The organism is Pantoea sp. FN0302 (assembly GCF_050113775.1).
GTDB classification, from domain to species: Bacteria; Pseudomonadota; Gammaproteobacteria; order Enterobacterales; family Enterobacteriaceae; genus Mixta; species Mixta alhagi.
The window spans coordinates 478,719-504,085 of the sequence record NZ_JBNJSM010000001.1; the positions used below are offsets into that span (position 1 = coordinate 478,719).

A 25,367-nucleotide genomic window follows, 5' to 3' on the forward strand; every position below is an offset into this window, starting at 1 on the left:
TCCAAAAGCTGTGTATTCAGGGCGAAAAAAACGCTGCCGGGGCAGCGTTTTTAATTGCTCATTAATATCAAACTTCAGGGAGAAGAATTAACTTTGTGTTCGGCTCAATACGCGTCGTGCTTCGCGATAACGATTTTTCCAGTATGAATCGTTGAGACTGGAGATCATGACACCGCTGCTGGTCGAAGCATGGACAAAATTGTCGTTGCCCAGGTAAATCCCTACGTGGCGGCCGGTAGAGCCCGCCCGGAACAGCACCAGATCGCCAGGACGCAGCTTGGTACGCGCCACCTCACGGCCAGTATCTTTTTGCTCTGAAGTTGAGCGCGGCAGATCAAGACCGAATTGTTCACGGAAAGTGAGTTGTACAAATGCGGAACAATCAATGCCACGTTTAGTGGTACCGCCTAAACGATAACGCACGCCTTTCCAGTCGGCATATTGTTCCAGAATGCGCGATTTAATATCGACATTCTGCACCATTTGTTCAAATTCATCCTGAGACGCTTGAAGTAAAAAACCATTCTGGTTATTCACTGCATGGGTCTCAGTTTGCGCATTTTGTCCGTGATGACCACTACATGCTGAGAGTAATGTCGCCAGCGCGACAGCAGGGATTACCCGCAAGATATATCTCAGAAACGGTTGAGATTTGACCATTGTGTTTATTATCCCTTGAAGTCCTTACGACCGGAGGTCGCTGATTAATGAGCAAAACGGCACGAGATTAAATACTCCCAGCACATAAGACAATTTCTGAATCTTTAAAATGTGTGAATACGCACATTTTTTATTTACAGAAGCGTACATTACGTACGACTTTTGCCTGGCTGTGGCTGAGGTTAACCGATTGCAAGCCGCATGGCGAGTGGTTTTACGCACTTTTTTATAGGTTTTTTTGATGTGAAATCAATACATAACCATTTGGCTACTTTATCGACAACTTTGTGCAAATAATGGCGGGATTAAAGGGGCTTTAACCGGTCAATTTATCGGATAGCGGCATTTTTCAGAAAAAACAGGCTGGACAAGCAGGGCCGCCCGCCAATATTCAGGCCGGGCGGTCATCACTATTTCTTTTACGTCGCTAATTAGCAGACTCATTACCAGGAAATAAAAAAGCCCCGTCGGCAATAACCAGACGGGGCTTTTCACGGTTTCGACACGCGCAGGCAAAAGGTTAGCGCGGCAAACCGGGTTTATATTTGCCGGGCAGGGTGCGCCAGAGCCAGTTAACCAGCGCATCGCTGGCCGGCGTTATCAGCCACCAGCTCAACCCAACCAGCACCACCGAGAGCGAACCTACCGCAACATCGGTAAACCAGTGCGCGCCCGCCATAATGCGCGGCAGCGAAAACAGCACCACAATAACCAGCGCAATGGCAAAAGCCCTTTTGCCAAAGTAGCGCAGCATAAAGCAGGCAAAGATCATCAGCATCATGCCGTGATCGCCCGGGAAGCTGTCTTTGGAGGCATCCTTGGCAGGAATGCCAGTCAGCTCGCTTACACGATAAGCCTGCTCAAAAAACAGCGTCGGGCTGCTGTGTTTTACCGGCAGCAGATGGCCGAGCTGGTTGAGCACCACCGCCGTCAACAGCATGCAGATACCGATCGCCAGCATACGGCGACGCTCTTGCGGCGTTTCACGCAGCCAGTACGACCAGTACAGCAGGCCCATCGCCAGCAGCGATACCGCATCAAAGCCGCGATAATTAGTGATCGCCAGCAATAAGGCAAACGCATGACTGGTGGCCATATGCTGGTTAAACCAGAGAAAAATCGCGCTGTCGATGCTGAACCAGGCACCGTGATGTTCAGGCACGAACCAGGATAAAAACAGCGCCACCCCAAGTAAGTTCAGCAGCAGAATAATCGCCAAACGTTTTGCGTTCATAGGGAACTCACAGCAAAGGTCAAAAATAGCGACATAGCCTAGGTATTATCGCTTAAACGGAGCTTCAACAACTCGCTTTGTAGCTGATTCCAGTCCGCTTCACTGTCGTGAATAATTTCGATCCGGCTATCCGGCGGCGGCGCCTGGCGCGTCTCGATATGGAAATCGGCACCCTGACGATTAATGCTGACCGCGCCTTCAGCGATGCGCATAACCCCTTTAACGCGGGTCACCGGAGCCAGGCGCGCCCACTCAAGAATGCCGATGGTATCGAACAGCGTATCGCTGTCAAAAGCCCAGCCGCAGGCGTAATAGCCCTGGCCCTGATTAAAGGCGCGACGCCAGCGCGCATTGCGATCGAGACGTAGCGCTGAGAGCCCTGAACCAGGGTGACTATGCTGATGCGCCTCGCTCTGCGGCAGCGTACGCAGATTACGGCGCGGTTGCGCCAACAGCGCCGGATCGATGCGGCCATACTCGGTGGAGACCAGCAGGCGACCTGCCAGCGCCTCCGCCTGCCACTGCGCCAGTGCCTGTCGATCTTCTTCCTGCCAGCGATCCTGCTTGTTGGCGATGATAATATCCGCCGCGGCCAGCTGATCGCGGAAATTTTCATTGGTCCATACGCGCGCATCGCTTAGCTGACGCGGATCCAGCAGCGCCAGCGAAGCCTGAAGCGTCAGCCAGGGCTGGTAAACTTCGGCGCTCAGCATATCCAGGATCTGTTTGGGATGACCCAGACCGGTGGGTTCGATCAGCAGGCGATCAAGCTGATGCTGACGTAGCAACATATTAAGCCCTACCTGCATGGGCAGACCATTAACGCAGCACATGCAGCCGCCGGGGATCTCTTTTAATACCGCGCCGCTTTCGGCCAGCAGCGCGCCATCGATACCGATTTCACCAAACTCATTTACCAGGATGGCCCAGTTTTCGCCTTCTGGTTTCTGCGCCAGCAGATGCAGCAGCGTGGTAGTTTTGCCGCTGCCAAGAAACCCGGTAATCAGGTTGACCTGGATCATGGAGATCTCCTTTTATTGATTAATTCGCCTTCTGCTGCTGCTGCAAACTAACGAAATGCCGTTAATGATATATTTAACCGGCAATAAACCATCAGGGGCGCGATAATCATGAAATACCGCATCGGCTTGACCTTAATATTAACGCTGTTATCTCTTTCTGCTCACAGCAGCGGAACCCTTATGTTTCATGGCGGCCTGGAGGAGCCAGGCTGCAATATCGCAGTAGCGCAGGGCACATTAAACAGCGAGTGTTATCGTCAGGGTCAATGGTTGCGTCAGTCTCAGCCGTTAGCGCACCTTACCCGCAGCGATCTGGCGGAGAAAAGTGTGCAAGCCCAGCTTATCTGGCTGGATAACCAGCAGCAGCGGGGACTGATTATCGTCAGCTATCAGTAATAACCAAATGTTATAATGTAACATTTGGTTTGGTGAAAGACAGAGCGGAATTTTAGTCAGCGCGACCCATATAGCGGCGCTCCGCAATATGAATACGGATTTTGTCGCCGTTACTAAGATATTCCGGCACCTGAATAGATAATCCGGTTGCCATCACGGCGGGTTTGGTACGTGCGCTGGCTGAAGCGCCTTTAATGCCTGGCGAAGTATCCACAATTTCCATATCAACGGTCTGCGGCAACTCAAGCGCCAGCACCTGACCATCCATCGTCAGCACTTGCATACCCGGCATCCCGCCTTCAGGAATGAACAGCAGCTCTTCTTCGATTTGCTCTTTTTTCAGGATGTAAGGGGTGTAGTCCTCTTCATCCATAAACACATATTCATCGCCATCGACATAAGAAAAGGTTACCGAGCGGCGAACCAGAGAGATAGCGTCAACGATATCGTCGCCTTTAAAACGTTCTTCTACTTTCATACCGGTACGAATATCGGTAAAACGCATTTTATATAAAGTTGAGGCGCCGCGTGCGCTGGGGCTTTGAATATCAATGTCTTTAACCAGCAGCAGCTTGCCGTTCCAGGTCACGGCCATACCGCGTTTAATTTCGTTAGCTTTTGGCATCTACATTCTCTCTGCATCGTATAGTTAAGAATCGCGACAAAGTACTCCCGGCCAGCAGAACAGGCAAGATCCCGCAGCGATTTTTAACGAGTCAGATAGCAATTCATGAAACGGGCTGCTATTGTCGCGAGGTTTTCAGCGGGGGAATGTTATGGAATGTCGTAGCGGTTGTGGGGCCTGTTGTACAGCGCCGTCCATCTCATCACCCATTCCCGGCATGCCGCAGGGCAAGCCGGCCAATACGCCCTGTATTCAGCTGGATGCCCAACAGCGCTGTAAAATATTCGGCTCGCCGCTGCGCCCTAAAGTCTGCGCTGGTTTGCAGCCTTCCGCTGAAATGTGCGGCTCCTCCCGTGAGCAGGCGCTTACCTGGCTGTTAACACTGGAAGCAGCCACTGCCCCCTGAAAATATCCCTGCCTGTTCGCCTTTCCTGTGGTCTTTTACCGCCTCTTATTCTTATCAGCTGATGCTTGCTGAAGCTGAACGATGAAGCACCTTTGCCGTCAGCGCTATTTTCAGCTTTGCAGCAGAATTATTCTGAAAACGTAAATGAAATGTGCGTTGCTTCAAAAATATGCTACGTGGATTCAGACATAACTTGCGTGTCAACGCTACTCTGTACCAAACTGATTGAAACGTTTCAGCGTTATCTCGCAAGTAAAGTTGGCATGGGGTAACGCTTTTTTTCTCAATACAGCTGAAACGATTCAATTTCGGCAGGAGAGGAGAACTATGTTCCAGCTCGATATCAAGGCTATCCATCCAGGGCAGACAGCCAGTAATAAAGAAGAGGCCATTCGCCAGGTCGCCGCAGCGCTGACTGCCGCAGGCAATGTAGGCGAAGGGTATGTCAACGGCATGCTGGCCCGCGAACAACAAACTTCAACTTATCTGGGCAACGGCATTGCAATCCCTCACGGCACCACCGACACCCGCGACCTGGTTAAGCAGACCGGCGTGCAGGTGTTTCAGTTTCCGCAAGGCATTGTCTGGGGCGACGATCAAACCGCGTATGTGGTAATCGGTATCGCCGCCCGTTCCGACGAGCATCTGGCGCTGCTGCGTCAGCTTACCCATGTGCTGAGCGATGATGATGTTGCCGCGCAATTAAGAACCACCAGCTCTGCCGAAGAACTGCGCAGCCTGCTGATGGGTGAAAAGCAGGGCAGCGAATTCAAATTTGATACCTCGCTGATTGCCGTTGATGTCAACGCCAGCGATTTAATGACGCTACAGGCGCTCAATGCGGGCCGACTGCAGCAGGCGGGTGCGGTTGATGCACGTTTTGTCGCGCAGGTTATTGGCGCGAAGCCGCTGAACCTTGGCCAGGGCATCTGGCTGAACGACAGCACCGAAGGCAATCTGGGCAGCGCCGTAGCGGTCAGCCGCGTCGCACAGCCTGTTGTTGTTGATGGTGAAACCGCAGCGATGCTGGTGACCGTGGCGGTGGCTGATGATAAGCCGCTGCAGGTGCTTAACTATCTCAGCGATCTGCTGCTGAAAAATAAAGCGGAGCGTCTGCTGAAAGCGGATGCCGCTGGCGTGCTGGCGCTGTTAACCAGCGAAGTGGATGAACAGGCGGAAGTGCTGACGGCGGAATTTATTATCCGCAACGAACATGGTTTGCATGCCCGACCAGGCACCGCGCTGGTCAGCGTGATCAAGCAATTCAACTGTGATGTCACGATCACCAACCTTGACGGCAGCGGTAAGCCAGCCAATGGTCGCAGCCTGATGAAGGTAGTGGCGCTGGGTGTGAAAAAAGGACATCGCCTGCGCTTTACCGCCAGCGGTGAAGATGCGCAGCAGGCGCTGAATGCGATTGAAGAGGCCATTAACAGCGGCCTTGGCGAGGGGGCAGCATGAGCAGACGCGTTGCAACCATCACGCTAAATCCGGCCTATGACCTGGTGGGATATTGCCCGGAAATTGAGCGTGGTGAAGTTAACCTGGTGAAAACCACCGGGCTGCATGCCGCCGGCAAAGGCATTAACGTGGCGAAAGTGCTGAAGGATCTGGGCATTGATGTCACCGTTGGCGGTTTTCTGGGTAAAGAGAATCAGGACGGCTTCCAGCATCTGTTTAGCGAACTGGGTATCGCCAACCGTTTCCATGTGGTGCCGGGCCGCACGCGTATCAACGTTAAGCTTACCGAGAAAGATGGCGAAGTCACCGACCTGAACTTTTCCGGTTTTGACGTGAGCGCGCAGGACTGGGAGCGTTTCACCACTGATTCCCTGACCTGGCTTGGACAGTTCGATATGGTTTGCGTTAGCGGCAGCCTGCCGGCTGGCGTTGCGCCGGAAGCCTTTACCCGCTGGATGAGCGATCTGCGTGCCCAGTGTCCCTGCATTATTTTTGACAGCAGCCGCGAAGCGCTGGTGGCAGGACTGAAAGCTGCGCCCTGGCTGGTGAAACCAAACCGCCGCGAGCTGGAGATCTGGGCCGGACGCAAGCTGCCCACGCTTGAAGATGTTATTGAAGCTGCGCATGCGCTGCGCGAGCAGGGCATTGCTCATGTGGTGATTTCGCTGGGTGCGGAAGGCGCGCTGTGGGTCAACGCCTCCGGCGAGTGGATCGCCAAACCACCGGCCTGTGAGGTGGTCAGCACCGTGGGTGCAGGCGACTCCATGGTAGGCGGGCTGATCTACGGCCTGCTGATGCGCGAATCAAGCGAACATACGCTGCGCCTGGCGACAGCGGTTGCCGCGCTGGCGGTCAGCCAAAGCAATGTGGGCGTTACCGATCGTACTCAGTTGGCCGCGATGATGGCGCGCGTCGACCTGAAACCCTTTAACTGACAGCAGGAGAGGTAGAATGAAAACGCTGCTGATTACAGATCCTTCGCTGGGGCTGGCCTCCGGTTATATGGCAAAACAACTTATCACGGCGGCGGCGGGCAATGCTGGCCTGACGCTGGTGGAAAATCCTGCTGATGCTGAACTGGTGATTGCGCTGGGCAGCAAGATGCCTGCTGACAGTGCGCTGAACGGCAAAGCGGTATGGCTGGGCGAGGCGGCGCAGGCGGTACGCGATCCGCAGGCTTTCCTTGCGCGCGCCAAAGCAGAAGCAAAACCCTGGCAGGCTCCGGCTGTGGAACCGATTGCGGCTCCGGCGGCAACCGCCGACGCCGCTGCGACAGGCGCAAAACGCATTGTGGCGATCACCGCCTGTCCAACCGGCGTAGCGCATACCTTTATGGCTGCCGAAGCGATTGAAACCGAAGCGAAAAAACGCGGCTGGTGGGTAAAAGTGGAAACACGCGGTTCGGTTGGGGCGGGTAACCCAATTACCCCGCAGGAAATCGCCGATGCCGATCTGGTGATCGTGGCGGCAGATATCGAAGTGGATCTGGCGAAATTTGCCGGTAAGCCGATGTACCGCACCTCTACCGGCCTGGCGCTGAAGAAAACCGCGCAGGAGTTTGACAAGGCGCTGGCTGAAGCGCGGCCTTATCAGCCGAAAGGCAATCAGTCGGGCGCGTCCAGCGACGGCGAGCAGAAAGAGCGCGCCGGGGCCTATCGTCACCTGTTGACCGGCGTTTCCTATATGCTGCCGATGGTCGTGGCGGGCGGTCTGTCAATTGCGCTTTCCTTTGCTTTTGGTATTACCGCGTTTAAAGAGCAGGGCACGCTGGCGGCGGCGCTGATGCAGATTGGCGGCGGCACCGCTTTTGCGCTGATGGTACCGGTGCTGGCAGGCTTCATCGCTTTCTCTATCGCTGACCGTCCGGGCCTGACGCCGGGTTTGATTGGCGGGATGCTGGCCAGTTCAATTAACGCCGGTTTCCTTGGCGGGATTATTGCCGGTTTTATTGCGGGTTATGCCGCCAAATTCCTGAGCAGCAAAGTAAAGCTGCCGCAGAGTATGGAAGCGCTGAAACCGATTTTGATTATTCCGCTGGTAGCAAGCCTGATTACCGGCCTGCTGATGATTTACGTGGTGGGTACGCCGGTCGCGAAAATCATGGAAGGTCTGACGCACTGGCTGGGCAATATGGGCACAGCGAATGCGGTGCTGCTGGGCGCAATCCTTGGCGGTATGATGTGTGCTGATATGGGCGGGCCGATTAACAAAGTCGCCTATGCCTTTGGTGTGGGATTGCTGAGTTCGCAAACCTATGCGCCGATGGCGGCAATTATGGCTGCCGGTATGGTGCCACCGCTGGCGATGGGCGTTGCGACGCTGCTGGCGCGCCGGAAATTCAACAAGGGTCAGCAGGAGGGCGGTAAAGCGGCGCTGGTGCTGGGGCTGTGCTTTATTTCCGAAGGGGCTATTCCGTTTGCCGCTCGCGATCCAATGCGCGTTCTGCCGTGCTGTATCATTGGCGGCGCGGTGACGGGTGCCATCTCCATGATGGTAGGCGCAAAACTGATGGCGCCGCACGGCGGTCTGTTTGTGCTGTTGATCCCGGGCGCGATCACCCCGGTGCTGGGTTATCTGCTGGCGATTGCGGTAGGTACGTTGCTGGCTGGCGTCTCTTATGCGGTGCTGAAGCGCCCTGAAGCTGAGCTGGTAAAAGCCTGATTAACCGGTTCACGTTGTTAAAAAGCCAGCCTTCGGGCTGGCTTTTTTTATAGCGCCTGCATTCAAAGTGTGGGAGTGCCTTCAGAAGCAAGCTGCTGCGACTTCAGCCAGGCGATCTCATCTTTCCAGATATCGGGATTAATGGTTTCCAGGATCAGCGGAATATGGTCAAAGCGGCTATCTTTCATCAGCCAGCTAAACACGGTTTTGCCAATATTGCCTTCACCCAGGCTGTGATGCCGATCGACGCGGCTGGCATAGGCGCTTTTCGCATCGTTCAGATGCATACCGCGCAGATACTGAAAGCCCACAATGCGTTCAAACTCGGCGAAAGTCGCCTCGCAGTCCGCTTCGGTGCGCAGGTCGTAGCCGCCAGCAAACGCATGACAGGTATCAATACAGACACCAACGCGCGACTTATCTTCTACCCGATCGATAATCGCCGCCAGATGTTCAAAGCGATAGCCCAGATTACTGCCCTGGCCTGCCGTGTTTTCAATCACTGCGGTAACGCCGGTGGTTTTATCCAGCGCAATATTCACCGACTCAGCAATACGCTGCAGACACGCATCTTCGTCAATCTGGCTGAGGTGGCTGCCGGGATGGAAGTTAAGCAGGGACAGCCCCAGCTGTTCGCAACGTTGCAGCTCATCGATAAAGGCGTGGCGGGATTTCTCCAGCGGCTCTTCCTGCGGATGACCGAGATTAATTAAAAAGCTGTCATGCGGCAGGATTTGACCGCTGCTATAGCCGTACTTTTCGCAGGCGCTGCGAAAGGCGTCGATGGTCGCAGTGGATAACGGCGCTGCCCGCCACTGCCGCTGGTTTTTGGTAAACAGCGCAAAAGCGGTTGCCTCCAGTTCATGAGCGCGTAACACCGCCTGTTCCACACCGCCCGCCGCACTGACATGCGCGCCAATAAATTTCATGCTGTTCTCCTGTTAATGGCCTGCCTGAGCAGGCAGGCCATGATAACTGATGCGCCTATGGCATGAAATGGTGAACCAGCAGGTTAATGGCACCGCCGCCCAGCAGTAGCCAGATAAACAGCATCAGGCCCAACAGCAGCGGGCGCATGCCTGCCTGTTTAATCGCGCTCAGGCGCGTCGTCAGCCCCAGGGCAGCCATCGCCATCGCCAGCAGCAGCGTATCGAGCTGGTTAATAAACGTAATCCAGCCAGCAGGCAGCAGATGGAAGGAGTTAAACAGCGTCACCGCAATAAACATCAGGGCAAACCAGGGAAACGGCACGGCGCTTCGCTGCGTCGAAGAGTGCGGGCTCTGGCGCTGGATCCAGGCGGAGAGCAGCAGCAGAAACGGTGCCAGCATCATGACTCGCAGCATTTTGGCGATGACCGCTGCGTTTTCCGCCTCCGGGCCGATCGCGTGGCCCGCCGCAACCACCTGCGCCACCTCATGCACCGTCGAACCGGTATAAATGCCGAACTGCGTCATGGTCAGCGCAGGAAACAGCTGCTGCGCCAGCGGCCAGAGCAGCGGCCAGATAAAAATTGCCAGCGTGCCGAACAGCACTACGGTAGCGATCGCCACCGCCACCTTTGCCGCCTGCGCTTTGACCACCGGTTCGGTTGCCAGCACGGCAGCAGCACCGCAGATGCTGCTGCCTGCGCCGATCAGCCAGCAGCTCTCGCGATCCAGCCCCAGCCAGCGACGGCCAAGCCAGCAGGCCAGCAGAAAGGTTGAGCTTAGCGTCAGCGCATCAATAACGATGCCGCTGATGCCGACGCCTGCAATCTGCTGGAAGGTAAGACGAAAACCGTACAGGATAATCCCCAGCCGTAGCAGACGCTGTTTCGCCAGCAGCACGCCGCTATCGCACACAGCGTGAAGATGCGGATAAAGGGTATTGCCCAACAGCATGCCCATAACGATCGCCAGCGTCAGCCCGCTCAGACCCAGCGCGGCAAAGGAAGGCTGATTGCCCAGCGTCAGCGCAGCGGCAGCCATCAGGCCGGTCAGCAGCAGCCCAGGTAAAAAACGTGCTGGACGATAGTGCGGTTTTGTCAGGGTTAACTCAGCCATATGCAGATTCCTTTTTTCCTGTAAGGCAAGTGTGCGCCGCGCCTGGCTTAAAAGTGAAATTGATTATATATTTATTATCAATCGGAATAAGTAATATAGGCGGAGGTGAAAGTGCTGTTTAATCGTCTACGTCGCTGGGTGCGGCTTATTAAAAAAGATGCGCTTACGCTATGGTTCGCCTGTCGCGACCCTCATGCGCCTCTGTGGTTAAAGCTTTTTACCGGGGGGCTGGCGGTTTATGCGGTTAGCCCCATCGACCTGATCCCTGATGTAATGCCCATTGTGGGATGGCTGGATGATGCGGTTATCGTACCGTCGGGTGTGATGCTGCTGTTGCGCCTGATGCCAACGCAGGTACGCGCCCGCAGCGAGGCCAACGCTGAGCTACGCCAGCGGCAGGGTAAAAAAATGATGAGCAGCAGCCTTATTATTTTGCTGCTGTTTTGGCTGGCGCTGCTGATGTGGGGCGTCAGGCATTTTGTGACGTAAAGGACAATCGATGCATATTACGCTGCGTCAAATAGAAGTCTTTACCGAGGTGCTGAAAAGCGGTTCTACTACCCAGGCTTCACAGCAACTGGCGCTTTCGCAGTCGGCGGTCAGCGCGGCGCTGGCCGACCTGGAGGGGCAGCTGGGCGTGCAGCTATTCGATCGCGTGGGCAAGCGGCTGGTGGTAAACGAACATGGCCGTCTGCTCTATCCACGCGCGGTAGGGCTGCTGGAGCAGGCGACCGATATTGAACAGCTGTTTCGCGAAGACAACGGCGCGATTAGGCTGTACGCCAGCAGCACCATTGGCAACTACCTGTTGCCGGGAATGCTTGCCGCCTGGCGACGCGACTATCCGCAGCTGCCGCTGGAGCTGAGCGTGGGCAACAGTCAGGATGTGATCAATGCGGTGGCCGATTTTCGCGTGGATCTTGGGCTGATAGAAGGGCCCTGCCACCTCAGCGACATCATCAGCGAACCCTGGCTGCAGGATGAGCTGGTGGTGTTTGCCGCGCCTGATACGCCGTTGCGCCAGCAGCCGGTCACGCTGGAGAGCCTGGCCGCTGCGCCCTGGATCCTGCGTGAGCACGGCTCGGGCACGCGTGAAATCGTGGATTATCTGCTGCTCTCGCACCTGCCGCATTTTCAGCTGGCGCTGGAGCTGGGCAATTCTGAGGCGATCAAGCATGCGGTACGGCACGGGATGGGCATTAGCTGCCTATCGCGGCGGGTGATTGCCGAACAGCTGGAAACGGGCTCGCTGGTGGAAATCAAGGTGCCGTTGCCAACGTTGTCGCGTACACTTTATCGTATCCATCATCGGCAGAAGCATATCTCCAAGGCGCTGAGCCGCTTTCTGAGCTATTGCCGGGAGTAAGCAACGGGCACGGCTAATAATCCAACGCGGATCATGAAGGTAACTTATAACGCAGGGTTATCACTATACTTGACCCGATGAGTTGCTACAATCGCGCCTCTTTTCACCCCATTTACAGCGTTTAAATATGGTTCAGGATAAAAAAACAACACAACCACCTGGGTTGCAGCGTGCGCTAAAAGCGCGCCATCTGACAATGATCGCTATCGGCGGATCTATCGGCACCGGGCTGTTTGTCGCCTCTGGCGCGACGATCTCGCAGGCGGGGCCTGGCGGTGCGCTGCTCTCCTATGCGCTTATCGGGCTGATGGTTTACTTTTTGATGACCAGTCTCGGCGAACTGGCGGCGTTTATGCCGGTTTCCGGCTCTTTCTCCACCTATGGTGCCAAATATGTCGAAGAAGGGTTTGGCTTCGCGCTTGGCTGGAACTACTGGTACAACTGGGCGGTTACCATCGCCGTTGACCTGGTGGCATCACAGCTGGTGATGAGTTACTGGTTCCCGGATACGCCGGGCTGGATCTGGAGCGCACTGTTCCTCGGCCTGATGTTCCTGCTGAACTATATTTCGGTAAAAGGCTTTGGCGAGGCGGAATACTGGTTCTCACTGATCAAAGTCACCACCGTGATTATCTTTATCATTATCGGCGTGCTGATGATGATTGGTATTCTGCGCGGCGGAGAGAGCGCTGGCTGGCAAAACTGGCAGATTGGCGAAGCACCTTTCGCTGGCGGTTTTTCGGCAATGATTGGCGTGGCGATGATTGTCGGCTTCTCTTTCCAGGGGACTGAACTGATTGGTATCGCGGCGGGCGAGTCGGAAGATCCGGCAAAAAATATTCCGCGCGCGGTACGTCAGGTGTTCTGGCGTATCCTGCTGTTTTATATCTTCGCCATTCTGATTATCAGCCTGATTATTCCTTACACCGATCCCAGCCTGCTGCGTAACGATGTAAAAGATATCAGCGTTAGTCCGTTTACGCTGGTGTTCCAGCATGCCGGTCTGCTGTCGGCGGCGGCGGTTATGAACGCGGTGATCCTGACGGCGGTGCTGTCGGCGGGCAACTCCGGGATGTACGCCTCGACGCGCATGCTGTTTACCCTTGCCAGCGAAGGCAAAGCGCCGCGTATTTTCGCTAAGCTGTCGAAAAACGGCGTGCCGCGTAACGCGCTCTATGCCACCACCGTGGTAGCGGCGCTCTGCTTCCTGACCTCAAAATTTGGTAACCAGCAGGTTTACCTGTGGCTGCTGAATACTTCCGGGATGACTGGCTTTATCGCCTGGCTGGGCATTGCCATCAGCCACTATCGCTTCCGTCGCGGCTACGTGGCGCAGGGACATAAGCTGGAAGACCTGCCTTACCTGTCCGGTTTCTTCCCGCTGGGGCCGATTTTCGCCTTTGTGCTCTGTTTGATTATTACACTCGGTCAGAACTATCAGGCTTTCCTGGCGGACACCATTGACTGGTACGGCGTGGCTGCTACCTATATCGGCATTCCGCTGTTCCTGATCATCTGGTTTGGCTACAAGCTGGTACGCCGCAGCCGTTTCGTACGCTATCGCGATATGGAATTTCCACGCTTCGGTGAATAACGGTTAATGCCGGGCAAATAAAATAAAGGCGCGACGAAAGTTGCGCCTTTTTGTTATCTGGTACGATGCCACAAATTGCATTGATAACCATTATCGTTTGTTTTATTGTTCCAGCCCTTACCGTTGGGCCTGCGGCCAGCGGCGGAGCAGGGCGGCGCGCAAACTTTATTGCGGCTCCACTAACGCAAGGGACACAGCCCGCCCGCGCCGGAAATAACGGACATTGACAGGATTTAACATGAGTGTGACACCCGAATCCGCCCACTATGCCAGCGCTAAACCGCCTGAGCAGGTGATGGGACGCTACCGCCAGCTGTTACGGCACCGCCTGATGATGATGGGCCTGTTGCTGCTGGCTATTCTGGCCTCGCTAATCGTCGATTTTACCCTTGGCCCTTCCGGCCTGACGCTGGAGACACTCTGGCATACTTTGCTGCAGCCGGAGAGCGTAGATGCCGGAACACGAGTCATCGTGTGGGAAATCCGTCTGCCCTATGCACTGATGGCAGTGGTGGTGGGCCTGGCGCTTGGCCTGGCCGGTGCGGAAATGCAAACCATCCTGAATAATCCGCTGGCCAGCCCGTTTACGCTGGGCGTTTCATCCGCAGCGGCGTTCGGTGCCGCGCTGGCCATTATTCTCGGCATCGGCATTCCCGGTATTCCCGATCAGTGGTTTATCTCCGGCAACGCTTTTGTCTTTGCGCTGTTTGCTGCGCTGATGCTGGATGGCGTCACGCGCTGGACGCGGGTTGCCACCTCCGGCGTGGTGCTGTTTGGTATTGCGCTGGTGTTTACCTTTAATGCTCTGGTCTCCATGCTGCAGTTTATAGCCAGCGAAGATACGTTGCAGGGGCTGGTGTTCTGGACCATGGGCAGCCTGGCGCGCGCCTCCTGGGAAAAGCTGGGTATTTTAAGCGCGGCGGTGCTGCTGCTGCTGCCGTTCTCCCTGATGAGTTCATGGAAGCTGACCGCGCTGCGCCTTGGTGAAGATCGCGCTATCAGCTTTGGCATCGACGTGCGTCGTCTGCGTCTCGGCACGCTGCTGCGTATCAGTATCCTTTCGGCGCTGGCGGTGGCTTTTGTCGGACCGATCGGCTTTATTGGCCTGGTTGCGCCGCATATCTCCCGGCTGATATTCGGTGAAGATCACCGCTTCTATCTGCCTGCCAGCGCGCTGACCGGCGCGCTGGTGCTGTCGATGGCCTCTGTGGCTTCCAAAAACCTGATCCCGGGCATCATTATTCCGGTCGGCATCGTTACGTCGCTGGTCGGCGTGCCGTTTTTCCTGACCATTATTCTGCGTCATCGGGGGAATGTCTGATGGAAGGCTTACAGATCCGTGCGTTTCACACTGGCTATCCGAAACGTAAAGTCATTGAAAACCTCAACGTTCCCCGACTGCCGCGCGGCAAAATCACCGTGCTGCTGGGGCCAAACGGCTGCGGTAAATCAACGTTGCTGCGTTCCCTGGCTGGCCTGAATCAGGCCCAGGGCGAACTCTGGCTTAACGGTGAAGAGTTAATGGCGCTGCCGTTTGCGCGCCGTGCGGAAAAAGTGGTTTATCTGCCGCAGTCGCTGCCGGCGGGCGTGCATTTACATGTGCTGGAATCCATTATTGTTGCTCAGCGCGCCTCCGGAGGTTACGGCGCCAGCGCAGCCAGCGAAGCGGAAGTCATGGCGTTGCTGGAACAGTTGGGTATTGCGCATCTGGCATTAAGCTATCTTGATCAGCTTTCCGGCGGGCAAAAACAGCTGGTGGGATTAGCGCAATCATTAATTCGACGTCCGCAGCTGTTATTGCTGGACGAACCGCTAAGCGCGCTCGATTTAAATTATCAGTTTCACGTAATGGATTTAGTGCGGCGGGAAACCCGGCTGCGAAATATTGTTACCCTGGTTGTGGTTCACGACATTAATATTGCGCTGCGCCATGCAGAGCATGTATTGATGCTGCAGCAGGGCAGGTTAATTGCTGATGGTGAACCGGAAACGGTCATTACTGCGGAAAGCCTGGCCAAAGTATATGGCGTGCGTGGCCGCATTGAGCGCTGCTCACAGGGTTCGCCGCAGGTACTTATTGACGGACTGGTAGCGGAACCCGGCCTGTAAGCCATCCAGCCCTTATTTAAAGCGCTAACACAACGGCGAATAAATAAGGGCTGGGTTCAGCGAATAGGCAAGGGAACAGTTAATAACGTCCTGTTGACTGTGGTCGCGCCCGGAGCGCAGGACCATGCGCCCACGAACAACCTGTTTACTTACCTGCTGGCATACCGATCTGCTGGGCAGATTTTAGGTGCTGCTCGACAACCGGCGTGTGCGCGTCGGCCAGGGCCTTCACATCCGGATCCTTGATCTTCATGGCGTCACTCTGCAGCGTCGACAGCACCATCTTGTGGTCTTTGATGCCGGCGTTTTCCATATACATCTTGTCAAATGCGTCGCCGCTCTGCTTTTCCAGCATGGCGGCTATGGCCTTGTGGCTGGCGTCCGGCTCAGTTGGCAGTGTCACGCCCTTTTGTTGGGCGACCGCCTGTACTTTGGTCAAGGCACCGCCGTGGTCGTCGACCATCTGCTGAGCAAATTCTTTGACTTCACTGCCCTGAGCCTTGCTCAGCGCGATCTTGGCGGCGGCGATTTCATTGATATTGGCCTGCGCCATGTCCTTCAACGCTTTTTCGTCGCCGGAGCTGAGCCCGGCACGCGAGCCGGTCTGGCCTGCGGCGTCATTCTGCACGGCGCTCGTTGGCGTCTGAGCTTGCACGCCGACCGTGCTGAACATAACTGCTACTGCCGATACGGCCAGCAGCCCTTTCAAGGTTTTACTCTTTAGCATTTTGCTCTCCGGGTGGTCATGGGTAAGGTTGGTGTCAGGCCATTAACCGTGCGTAGCCTCGTATGTAAATTACAACTGCAATAGTCAGTATAGTGGATTAACGATTTAAGGCAGCAGATTGAGTTATGGACCTTCACGGAAGATTAGGCGTGGCATATGTGCCGGAGCGCCGCGCGCCTGAGAGTGGCCGATATGCAATGCACCTGTTTCTCTGTGCTCAGAGACAGACTATTGAACACGGTATGATTCAGCCGCGATGATAAGGGTTATACCCAAGATGGACGCCGCTACTGTCTGGGGATGTACTGTAGGTTCTGCAGGAATAAGGGCGGCCTGCGCCGCCCCTGGTTTTATGCCAACAGATGCTGCGCATGAAAGCGCAGGTGATCCTCAACAAACGAGGAAATAAAGAAATAGCTGTGATCGTAACCCGGCTGAATACGCAGCGTCAGCGGCCAGCCTTTCTGCTGCGCGATCGCCTCCAGCTGCTCTGGCTGTAGCTGATCGGCCAGGAACTGATCGCTGTCGCCCTGATCGATCAGCAACGGCAGCTGCTGCTGCGCCTGCTGCATTAGCCAGCAGCTGTCATATTGCCGCCACTGCTCACGATCTTCACCTAAGTAGGCGTTAAAGGCTTTCTGACCCCAAGGCACCGAGCAGGGATTAACGATCGGGGCGAACGCAGAAGCTGAGGCAAATTTTTGCGGATTACGTAGCGCCAGCATCAGCGCGCCGTGACCGCCCATCGAATGCCCCATCACCGCCTGACGATCGCTTACCTTAAAGCTTGCGGCAATCAACGCCGGCAGCTCCTCGTTAACGTAATCGTACATATGAAAATTCTGCCGCCAGGGTTCCTGCGTTGCATTCAGATAGAAACCCGCGCCCTGTCCCAGGTCGTAAGCTGCATCGTTCGGCACCTCATCACCACGTGGGCTGGTATCGGGCATCACCAGTACCAGGCCCAGCTCCGCCGCCACACGCTGCGCGCCTGACTTCACGGAAAAGTTTTCATCAGTGCAGGTCAGGCCCGCCAGGCACCAGACCACCGGTGGCGGCGCATCGCCCTGCGGACCTGGCAAAAAAATGCCGAAGGTCATGTTGCAGCCCAGCACCGACGAGTGGTGCCGCCAGCGCTGCTGCCAGCCGCCAAACAGGCGATGTTCTTCCAGTAATTCCAGCGTCGTTGGCATGATGGCTCCCGTTTATTTACTGAAATGCACCACGGAGCGGATCGATTTGCCTTCATGCATCAGCTCGAACGCTTCATTGATCTCCTCCAGCGGCATGGTGTGGGTAATAAAATCGTTTAGCTGGAATTTACCGTCAAGGTAATCCTGCACGATACCCGGCAGCTGCGAACGACCTTTTACGCCGCCAAAGGCGGAGCCGCGCCAGACGCGTCCGGTCACCAGCTGGAAAGGACGGGTAGAGATCTCTTCGCCCGCGCCCGCAACGCCGATAATTACCGACTCACCCCAGCCTTTATGGCAGCACTCCAGCGCTGAACGCATTACGTTAACGTTACCGATACATTCGAACGAGTAATCTACGCCGCCGTCAGTCATCTCAACGATCACTTCCTGAATCGGCTTATCGTAATCTTTCGGGTTAACCAGATCGGTGGCACCCAGCTTGCGTGCCAGATCGAATTTGCTGGTATTGATGTCGATGCCGATAATACGGCCCGCTTTCGCCATCTTCGCACCAATGATCGCCGACAGGCCAATGCCGCCCAGACCGAAAATAGCAACAGTGTCGCCTTCTTTGACTTTAGCGGTGTTCATTACCGCACCCATACCGGTAGTGACGCCGCAGCCCAGCAGACAGACTTCTTCCAGCGGCGCTTCTTTGCTGATTTTAGCCAGCGAGATTTCCGGCACGACGGTGTATTCAGAGAAGGTTGAGGTGCCCATGTAGTGGAAAATCGGCTTGCCGTCTTTAAAGAAACGGGTGGTGCCGTCCGGCATCAGGCCTTTACCCTGAGTGGTACGAATCGCCTGGCAGAGGTTAGTTTTGCCGGACAGGCAGAACTTACATTTGCCACATTCCGGCGTGTAGAGCGGGATCACATGATCGCCGACTTCAACGCTGGTGACGCCTTCGCCTACCGCTTCCACAATACCGCCGCCTTCGTGGCCGAGGATTGCCGGGAATACGCCTTCAGGATCCTTGCCCGACAGTGTGTAAGCATCGGTATGACAAACGCCGGTGGCGACAATACGCACCAGGACTTCACCTTTCTGCGGCGGCATCAAATCCACTTCTTCAATTTTCAGCGGTTCGCCTGCGGCCCAGGCAACGGCGGCACGGGTTTTAATCATTTCCATTTATCAGCTCCAAAGGATGCATCAGTTCATCGTTAACGGGTTTGTCGTCAAACTGTTCAATAATCAGATATTTCAGCGCTTCCACATTCGGGGTAAACGCATCACGCCGCCAGATTAGCCAGGTGGCGGTATCAGAAAACTTAGGCGGCAGCACATGCGCCTGAACCCGCTCGCGGGCAGGCATCTGCGCCAGCACCGACTGCGGGATCAGCGCCACGCCAGCACCGCTGGCAACGCAGGCCATCATGGCGTGATAGGACTGGATCTCCATAACATTATGCGGTTGCACGCCATCTTCGCGAAACCACTCTTCCAGCCGCAGGCGATAGGAACAACTGCTGCGAAAGGCGAAAACCGTATCGCTGCTGGCGTCCACCGCGCTGCGGATCGGCTCATGGCCAGCGCTGGAAATCAGTATCATCTGTTCACGAAAGGCAATGCAGCCGTTCAGCTCTTCATAATTCACCGGCCCGTCAACCAGCGCTGCCGCAAGGGTTCCTTCGCGCACGCGATCGATAATCTCGCCAGAAGTGCCGGTGATCAGCGAAAGCGCCACCGCCGGATAACGCTGATGATAAGCCGCCAGCAGGTTCGGCAGGCGCGTGGCGGCAGTGCTCTCCATTGAACCAAGGGCGAAATTGCCCCCCGGCTCGCCGTTGCGCGCCATGCTCAGCGCCTCTTCGCTCAGCGTCAAAATTTTTTGGGCGTAGCTCAGGAAATTATGGCCCATCGGCGACAAACGCAGGCGTTGTTTTTCACGAATAAACAGGTCAACGCCGATCTCCTGCTCAAGCTGACGCAGGCGCGTGGTCAGGTTAGAGGGCACACGATGCAGCTGTTCAGCGGCGCGCGCCACCGAACCGGTTTCTGCAACCAGGCAGAACATACGTAACTGGACTAAATCCATCTGTTCTCTTACCGTAATCAACTTGGTTATAAATATTCACTTTTCGTGAGTTTAAACGTCGCGCATCATGGGCGCAACCGTTGATTACAAAAGATGATATGGCTTATGCAGAATCGGGGCGCTCAGACAGGGGCAGGGCGCATTGCGCTCAGTGCGCTGCTGTCCTTGGTGGTGGCGATGGGCATCGGGCGTTTTGCTTTTACGCCGCAGGTGCCGCTGATGATTGCCGGGCATCAGCTAACGTTAACCAGCGCCAGTCTGGTGGCGGCGCTTAACTATCTGGGCTATCTCTGTGGCTCCTTTGATGCGATGCGCGCCCGTCAGCGCGTGGAGTGGCGGCTGCAGGCGGGCGTCTGGGGCGCGGTGGTGCTGACGCTGCTTTCGGCATGGCTGAACGATCCCTGGCTACATGGCGCGCTGCGCTTTCTTATCGGCTGGGCCAGCGGCTGGGCGATGGTGCTGGTAGCGGCATGGTGCGGCGAGCAGTTGCAAAAGCAGGGCAGACCGGCGCTGCTGGCGATGGTTTTTGCCGGGCCGGGTATCGGTATTTTCCTTAGCGGCATGCTGGCAGTGCTGTTGAATCACTACCATCTCTCGGCGGCTGGCGCATGGCTGGCCTACGGCACGCTGGCGCTGCTGCTGGTTGCGCCGATTGCGATCAACCTGCCGCGCCGGGGCGAGCTGCACCAGCCAGAAACGGCCCCCGCGCCGCTGGTACTGAACGGCAACCTTAAGCGGCTGGTCTGGAGCTACAGCCTGGCAGGCTTCGGCTATATCCTGCCTGCCACCTTTCTCTCCCAGCTGGCAGTTACTCGCTTCCCACACAGTCTGTTCGCCCAGTTTGTCTGGCCGATTTTTGGCGGGGCGGCAGTGGCAGGTATTGTGCCTGGCATTGTGACCCGACAATTGGCTGGCTCTCATACCCGACTGGCGATAGCGCTATGGGCGCAGGCGCTGGGAGTGTTTATCGGCGGACTGATGCCGGGCATCGGCGGTTTGCTGCTGGGCGCGCTGCTGACGGGCGGCGGTTTCCTTTGCGTGGTGCAGCTTACGCTGCAGTATGGTCGTGAGCTGGCTCCGCAGCATGCGCGCTATCTGGCAGGATTGCTGACCACCGGCTACGCCATTGGCCAACTGACCGGGCCGATGCTCTCCTCGCTTTCCAGCCTGTTTCTGCATCGCCTCGACCCCGCGTTATATGTTGCTGGCGCGGCGCTGCTGGTGGCTGGCGCTCTGGTGTGGCGACGCGCTGCATGAAGCAATTTCAGTGGTGATTACGTGTATTCACTGGATAAACCGGGCGGAGTGCTTCAGAATACGCCCTCAGATTATTACCCCGATAACGACCACGCTGGCGATTATCGGCTGTTACACCTGCTGGAGAAACATTACATGGCGACGTTAAGTCATGAAGCTGCTCTGGTTCACGACGCGCTGGTCGCGCGTGGACTGGAAACCCCGTTACGTGCGCCCGTACGTGAAATGGATGACGAAACGCGTAAGCGGCTGATTGCCGGGCATATGACTGAAATCATGCAGCTGCTCAATCTTGATTTAGAAGATGACAGCCTGATGGAAACCCCACACCGCATCGCCAAGATGTATGTTAATGAAATTTTCTCTGGTCTGGATTACGCGAACTTTCCCAAAATCACCCTTATTGAAAATAAAATGAAGGTGGATGAGATGGTGACCGTGCGGGACATTACCCTAACCAGCACCTGTGAGCATCATTTTGTGATTATTGATGGTCAGGCGACCGTTGCCTATATTCCCAAAGATAAGGTGATTGGTCTGTCAAAAATCAACCGCATCGTTCAGTTCTTTGCCCAGCGTCCGCAGGTCCAGGAACGTTTGACGCAGCAGGTACTGATTGCGTTGCAGACGCTGCTCGGCACCAATAACGTAGCGGTATCGATTGACGCGGTGCACTACTGCGTTAAGGCGCGCGGCATTCGCGATGCCAACAGCGCTACCACCACAACATCGCTGGGCGGCCTGTTCAAGTCCAGTCAGAACACGCGCCAGGAATTTTTACGTGCGGTGCGTCATAACTAATCTCCTCTGACGGCAGAGGGAAGCGCAGCAGGAACGGGCATGCAACGAAATATCACGCTGGATTTTATTCGTGGTCTCGCCATTCTCGGTATCCTGCTGCTGAATATCAGCGGCTTCGGCCTGCCTTCCGCCGCTTACCTGAACCCTGCCTGGCACGGTCAGCCCTCTCTGAGCGATGCGCTTAGCTGGGCGGCGCTCGATCTGCTGGCGCAAAGTAAATTCCTTACGCTGTTTGCCCTGCTGTTCGGCGCGGGCCTGCAAATGCTGTTGCCGCGCGGCAAACGCTGGCTTCAGGCACGCTTAAGCTGGCTGGTGATCTTCGGGTTTATTCACGCTCTTTTCCTCTGGGAAGGGGATATTCTTCTCGCCTACGGCATTATCGGCCTGATTGCCTGGCGAATGATCCGCGATGTTCCTTCCACGCGCTCGTTGTTTAACACCGGCGTGATGCTTTATCTGGTCGGCGTTGGCGTACTGCTGCTGTTTGGCCTGATTTCCTCGCCGGAACCGGCGCGCTCCTGGCTGCCCGGCGCGGCGGATATACAGTATGAAACTTTCTGGAAGCTAAACGGCGGCTGGAATGCGGTGCAAAACCGCCTCGATCATCTCTCATCCATGCTGCTGGCGCTGGGCGCGCAGTATGGCTGGCAGCTGGCGGGGCTGATGATGATCGGCGGTGCGCTGATGCGCAATGGCTGGTTGCAGGGGGCGTTTAGTCGTCGTCACTATCGCCGCACGGCAGCGATCTTATTAGGCCTCGGCTGGCTGATTCAACTGCCGGCGACGCTGTTACAGTGGCAGCTGGACTGGGCGTTTCGCTGGTCAGCGTTTTACCTGCAGGCGCCGCGCGACCTGGCCGCGCCGCTGATTAGCCTTGGCTATGCAGCGCTTTGCTTCGGCTTCTGGCCTCAGCTGGCCAGGTTGAAAATCACCCAGCCGATCTGCTGCGTAGGCCGGATGGCGTTAACTAACTATCTGCTGCAAACCCTGATTTGTACCACGCTGTTCTACCATCTGGGCCTGTTTATGCACTTCGACCGGCTGCAGCTGTTGATGCTGGTGCCGCTGGTCTGGCTGGCAAATCTGCTGTTTTCCACGCTGTGGCTGCGCCGGTTTCGTCAGGGACCGCTGGAGTGGTTATGGCGTAAGCTTACCGCGTTGGCAGCAGGCAAACCGCTGAACAGCGCCCGCCCTGGACAATGACGCCTGTCACAATTGTTACAAAATTGTATGTAACCGTTTTCATGAGTGTGACCTGTTTCACGTAGCCCGTCGCGGTTGCCTGCCAGAATAGCCGCCAGCAATCCCAGTTGGCAGGTACATCATGCAGCATATCTTCCTTATTTCAGGTCACTCATCATGATAACTATTCGTGATGTCGCGCGTCTGGCGGGCGTCTCCGTCGCAACAGTCTCGCGCGTGCTGAATAACAGCAGCGCGGTAACAGCTGAAACCCGTGACGCTGTGCAGCAGGCGGTGGATACCCTGGGCTATCGGCCAAATGCGAATGCGCAAGCGCTGGCCACGCAGGTTAGCGATACCATCGGCGTGGTGGTGATGGATGTTTCCGATCCCTTTTTCGGTGCGCTGGTAAAAGCAGTGGATAGCGTGGCGCAGCGGGTGCAAAAACATGTGCTCATCAGCAACTCCTGGCATCAGGAACAGGAAGAGCGCCACGCCATTGAAGTATTAATCCGTCAACGCTGCAACGCGCTGGTGGTGCATTCCAAATCTCTTTCCGATGCCGAGCTGGGCAACTTTATGGATCAGGTGCCGGGCATGGTGCTGGTCAACCGTATCGTACCCGGCTATGAATATCGCTGCGTCGGGCTGGATAACGTAAGCGGGGCGCTCATGGCGACGCGTATGCTGCTACAGCAGGGCCATACGCGTATTGGCTATCTCGGCTCCAGCCATGCGATTGAGGATGAGGAACAGCGTCGGGCGGGCTGGCTGCAGGCGCTGCGCGAGCAGGGCATTACGCCGCCGGACGTCTGGATCGGCAGCGGCGAGCCGGACATGCAGGGCGGGGAGGCGGCCATGGTTGAGCTGCTGGGGCGCAATGTGCGGCTTACGGCGCTATTTACCTATAACGACAGCATGGCTACCGGCGCGCTGACCGCGTTAAAAGATAACGGTATTCTGGTGCCGCAGCATATCTCTATTATCGGCTTCGATGATATTCCGGTGTCGCGCTATACCGATCCGCAGCTGACCACTATCCGTTATCCCATTGTATCTATGGCAAAACTGGCTACGGAGCTGGCATTAAAAGGCGCAGTCGGCGAACTGGATACCAGCGCCCGACACTTTTTTATGCCAACGCTGGTGCGGCGTCATTCAGTGGCCGCCCGGCAAAATGTGGGGCCGGTCACTCTTTCAAACGATTCCGCCATGTAACCGTTTTCAATCTGTGAGTAAATTCACAGTTAATTAACATACGCCTCTCTATGATAGCAGCGACTTAACGGCGATGAAACATTATGTAACGGTTTTAGCCTGCAGGCTGAACTGCTCTACAGCGTGCCGCGCAACAGTTTGGCATTACTTTCCAGGAAGCGTTACCGATTAAGGAAGTCAGGTTTTGTGTCAGCAATCCATCGGCTTTGCGTAACGTTTAGTTAACTACCCGCCCAGGCCGATTTTTTCACTGAGTATCCGCACACCTTCATCTGCTGGATGGAGGGTTTGGATGTAGAACGACCCCTGTAAAAACCGGAGATACTAATATTATGAATAAGAAGGTTTTCACCCTCACAGCCCTGGTTGCCAGCATGATGTTTGGTGCAACGGCGCACGCAGCAGATACCCGTATTGGCGTGACCATCTATAAATATGACGATAACTTTATGTCGATGGTGCGTAAGGATCTGGAAAAAGATGCGCAGGCTGCCGGTGGCGTCCAACTGCTGATGAATGACTCGCAGAATGACCAGTCAAAACAGAATGATCAGATTGACGTGCTGCTGGCAAAAGGGGTTAAAGCGCTGGCAATCAACCTGGTTGACCCGGCAGCGGCAGGCGTAGTGATTGATAAAGCGCGCAGCAACGACGTACCGGTGGTGTTCTTTAACAAAGAACCGAGCGCCAAAGTGCTGGCTGGCTATGACAAAGCGTATTATGTCGGTACCGATTCTAAAGAGTCTGGCGTGATCCAGGGGCAGCTGATTGAGAAGCACTGGAAAGCGACGCCGGCATGGGATCTGAATAAAGATGGTCAGATTCAGTTCGTGCTGCTGAAAGGCGAACCGGGTCACCCGGATGCGGAAGCACGTACCAAATACGTGATCGAGACGCTGAATAAAGACGGTATCAAAACGCAGCAGCTGGCGATGGATACCGCGATGTGGGACACCGCTCAGGCAAAAGACAAAGTTGACGCCTGGCTCTCTGGCCCTAACGCCAACAAAATCGAAGTAGTGATCGCTAACAACGATGCGATGGCGATGGGCGCGGTAGAAGCGCTGAAGGCGCACAATAAATCTTCCATTCCGGTATTCGGCGTCGATGCGCTGCCGGAAGCGCTGGCAATGGTGAAATCGGGTGCAATGGCCGGTACGGTACTGAACGACGGTGCCAACCAGGCGAAAGCCACCTTTGAACTGGCGAAAAATCTGGCGGCTGGCAAACCGGCTGCTGAAGGCACCAACTTTAAGCTGGAAAATAAAATCGTACGTATTCCTTACGTTGCGGTAGATAAAGAAAACCTTGCTCAATTCAGTAAATAAACGAAGTCGGGCACAGCGATAGCTGTGCCCTTTTTTGCCA

25 protein-coding genes are annotated in these 25,367 nt (G+C 55.8%); 15 read left to right on the forward strand and 10 right to left on the reverse strand.

The window, feature by feature from the left end; all coding sequences use genetic code 11:
- Positions 1-87: 87 nt before the first annotated feature.
- The 3 genes from mepS to ACQE32_RS02200 all read right to left on the reverse strand — a co-directional run bounded on the left by mepS (position 88) and on the right by ACQE32_RS02200 (position 2,916).
- Positions 88-660, reverse strand: a complete 573-nt coding sequence (mepS, locus tag ACQE32_RS02190) for a bifunctional murein DD-endopeptidase/murein LD-carboxypeptidase (RefSeq protein ID WP_426971955.1) — start codon at positions 658-660, stop codon at positions 88-90.
- Between the two features lie 520 nt (positions 661-1,180).
- Positions 1,181-1,894 carry a phosphatase PAP2 family protein gene (locus ACQE32_RS02195; RefSeq protein ID WP_426971957.1) on the reverse strand — a complete coding sequence of 238 codons (714 nt, stop codon included), beginning with the start codon at positions 1,892-1,894 and terminating at the stop codon, positions 1,181-1,183.
- 38 nt (positions 1,895-1,932) lie between these two features.
- The gene (locus ACQE32_RS02200) at positions 1,933-2,916 is read right to left on the reverse strand and encodes a CobW family GTP-binding protein (RefSeq protein ID WP_427021268.1); all 984 of its coding nucleotides are present in this window, start codon (positions 2,914-2,916) and stop codon (positions 1,933-1,935) included.
- A gap of 180 nt (positions 2,917-3,096) precedes the next feature.
- Between ACQE32_RS02200 and ACQE32_RS02205 the strand changes: the two genes are divergently transcribed.
- Positions 3,097-3,312 (forward strand): hypothetical protein, encoded by a 216-nt coding sequence (locus tag ACQE32_RS02205; RefSeq protein WP_426971960.1) that lies wholly within the window; start codon positions 3,097-3,099, stop codon positions 3,310-3,312.
- Positions 3,313-3,364: 52 nt separating this feature from the next.
- Here the strand turns inward: ACQE32_RS02205 and yeiP are convergent, their stop codons facing one another.
- On the reverse strand, positions 3,365-3,937 hold the full coding sequence (yeiP, locus tag ACQE32_RS02210) for an elongation factor P-like protein YeiP (protein WP_426971962.1): 573 nt from the start codon (positions 3,935-3,937) through the stop codon (positions 3,365-3,367).
- Between the two features lie 151 nt (positions 3,938-4,088).
- On the opposite strand from yeiP, the gene ACQE32_RS02215 reads away from it, so the two are divergent.
- The 4 genes from ACQE32_RS02215 to fruA all read left to right on the forward strand — a co-directional run bounded on the left by ACQE32_RS02215 (position 4,089) and on the right by fruA (position 8,465).
- Complete coding sequence (locus ACQE32_RS02215; protein ID WP_426980766.1) at positions 4,089-4,343, forward strand: YkgJ family cysteine cluster protein; 255 nt, start codon at positions 4,089-4,091, stop codon at positions 4,341-4,343.
- A gap of 327 nt (positions 4,344-4,670) precedes the next feature.
- Entirely contained in the window at positions 4,671-5,804 is a 1,134-nt protein-coding gene (gene fruB / locus ACQE32_RS02220; protein WP_427021269.1) for a fused PTS fructose transporter subunit IIA/HPr protein, read from the forward strand.
- Positions 5,801-6,739, forward strand: coding sequence for a 1-phosphofructokinase (fruK, locus tag ACQE32_RS02225; protein WP_085071091.1), 939 nt, complete (start codon positions 5,801-5,803; stop codon positions 6,737-6,739). Before fruB ends, fruK begins: the two co-directional genes overlap by 4 nt.
- 16 nt (positions 6,740-6,755) lie before the next feature.
- Positions 6,756-8,465 carry a PTS fructose transporter subunit IIBC gene (gene fruA / locus ACQE32_RS02230; protein ID WP_426971965.1) on the forward strand — a complete coding sequence of 570 codons (1,710 nt, stop codon included), beginning with the start codon at positions 6,756-6,758 and terminating at the stop codon, positions 8,463-8,465.
- Between the two features lie 62 nt (positions 8,466-8,527).
- On the opposite strand, the gene nfo is transcribed toward fruA, so the two are convergent.
- Positions 8,528-9,394 carry a deoxyribonuclease IV gene (nfo, locus tag ACQE32_RS02235; protein WP_426971966.1) on the reverse strand — a complete coding sequence of 289 codons (867 nt, stop codon included), beginning with the start codon at positions 9,392-9,394 and terminating at the stop codon, positions 8,528-8,530.
- A gap of 55 nt (positions 9,395-9,449) precedes the next feature.
- Positions 9,450-10,508: a YeiH family putative sulfate export transporter gene (locus tag ACQE32_RS02240; protein ID WP_426971967.1), complete on the reverse strand. Its 1,059-nt coding sequence runs from the start codon at positions 10,506-10,508 to the stop codon at positions 9,450-9,452.
- Between the two features lie 111 nt (positions 10,509-10,619).
- Between ACQE32_RS02240 and ACQE32_RS02245 the strand changes: the two genes are divergently transcribed.
- The 5 genes from ACQE32_RS02245 to ACQE32_RS02265 all read left to right on the forward strand — a co-directional run bounded on the left by ACQE32_RS02245 (position 10,620) and on the right by ACQE32_RS02265 (position 15,577).
- Positions 10,620-10,997, forward strand: a complete 378-nt coding sequence (locus ACQE32_RS02245) for a YkvA family protein (RefSeq protein WP_426971968.1) — start codon at positions 10,620-10,622, stop codon at positions 10,995-10,997.
- A 10-nt stretch (positions 10,998-11,007) separates the two neighbouring features.
- On the forward strand, positions 11,008-11,874 hold the full coding sequence (gene yieE / locus ACQE32_RS02250; protein WP_250650380.1) for a DNA-binding transcriptional regulator YeiE: 867 nt from the start codon (positions 11,008-11,010) through the stop codon (positions 11,872-11,874).
- A gap of 127 nt (positions 11,875-12,001) precedes the next feature.
- The gene (locus tag ACQE32_RS02255) at positions 12,002-13,468 is read left to right on the forward strand and encodes an amino acid permease (protein WP_250650379.1); all 1,467 of its coding nucleotides are present in this window, start codon (positions 12,002-12,004) and stop codon (positions 13,466-13,468) included.
- Positions 13,469-13,706: 238 nt separating this feature from the next.
- Positions 13,707-14,789, forward strand: coding sequence for a FecCD family ABC transporter permease (locus tag ACQE32_RS02260; RefSeq protein ID WP_426971969.1), 1,083 nt, complete (start codon positions 13,707-13,709; stop codon positions 14,787-14,789).
- Complete coding sequence (locus tag ACQE32_RS02265) at positions 14,786-15,577, forward strand: ABC transporter ATP-binding protein (RefSeq protein ID WP_426973035.1); 792 nt, start codon at positions 14,786-14,788, stop codon at positions 15,575-15,577. The genes ACQE32_RS02260 and ACQE32_RS02265 overlap by 4 nt, the downstream gene beginning before the upstream one ends.
- A 145-nt stretch (positions 15,578-15,722) precedes the next feature.
- Here ACQE32_RS02265 and ACQE32_RS02270 read toward each other — a convergent pair whose 3' ends face one another.
- The 4 genes from ACQE32_RS02270 to ptrR form a co-directional block, all read right to left on the reverse strand.
- Complete coding sequence (locus ACQE32_RS02270; protein WP_426971970.1) at positions 15,723-16,304, reverse strand: DUF4142 domain-containing protein; 582 nt, start codon at positions 16,302-16,304, stop codon at positions 15,723-15,725.
- Between the two features lie 350 nt (positions 16,305-16,654).
- Positions 16,655-17,497 (reverse strand): S-formylglutathione hydrolase, encoded by an 843-nt coding sequence (gene fghA / locus ACQE32_RS02275; protein WP_426971971.1) that lies wholly within the window; start codon positions 17,495-17,497, stop codon positions 16,655-16,657.
- Positions 17,498-17,509: 12 nt separating this feature from the next.
- Positions 17,510-18,634, reverse strand: coding sequence for an S-(hydroxymethyl)glutathione dehydrogenase/class III alcohol dehydrogenase (locus ACQE32_RS02280; RefSeq protein ID WP_250650374.1), 1,125 nt, complete (start codon positions 18,632-18,634; stop codon positions 17,510-17,512).
- Positions 18,621-19,541, reverse strand: a complete 921-nt coding sequence (gene ptrR / locus ACQE32_RS02285; protein ID WP_426971972.1) for a putrescine utilization regulator PtrR — start codon at positions 19,539-19,541, stop codon at positions 18,621-18,623. Before ptrR ends, ACQE32_RS02280 begins: the two co-directional genes overlap by 14 nt.
- A 105-nt stretch (positions 19,542-19,646) precedes the next feature.
- Here ptrR and ACQE32_RS02290 point away from each other — a divergent pair, with 105 nt between their 5' ends.
- From ACQE32_RS02290 to mglB, 5 genes are all read left to right on the forward strand, one after another.
- Positions 19,647-20,798 (forward strand): YbfB/YjiJ family MFS transporter, encoded by a 1,152-nt coding sequence (locus tag ACQE32_RS02290; RefSeq protein ID WP_426971973.1) that lies wholly within the window; start codon positions 19,647-19,649, stop codon positions 20,796-20,798.
- A 135-nt stretch (positions 20,799-20,933) separates the two neighbouring features.
- Complete coding sequence (gene folE / locus ACQE32_RS02295) at positions 20,934-21,599, forward strand: GTP cyclohydrolase I FolE (protein WP_085072325.1); 666 nt, start codon at positions 20,934-20,936, stop codon at positions 21,597-21,599.
- A gap of 39 nt (positions 21,600-21,638) precedes the next feature.
- Positions 21,639-22,802, forward strand: a complete 1,164-nt coding sequence (gene yeiB / locus ACQE32_RS02300; protein ID WP_427021270.1) for a DUF418 domain-containing protein YeiB — start codon at positions 21,639-21,641, stop codon at positions 22,800-22,802.
- A 156-nt stretch (positions 22,803-22,958) separates the two neighbouring features.
- Positions 22,959-23,999, forward strand: coding sequence for an HTH-type transcriptional regulator GalS (gene galS / locus ACQE32_RS02305; protein ID WP_427021271.1), 1,041 nt, complete (start codon positions 22,959-22,961; stop codon positions 23,997-23,999).
- 332 nt (positions 24,000-24,331) lie between these two features.
- Entirely contained in the window at positions 24,332-25,327 is a 996-nt protein-coding gene (mglB, locus tag ACQE32_RS02310) for a galactose/glucose ABC transporter substrate-binding protein MglB (RefSeq protein WP_085071117.1), read from the forward strand.
- Positions 25,328-25,367 lie beyond the last annotated feature (40 nt).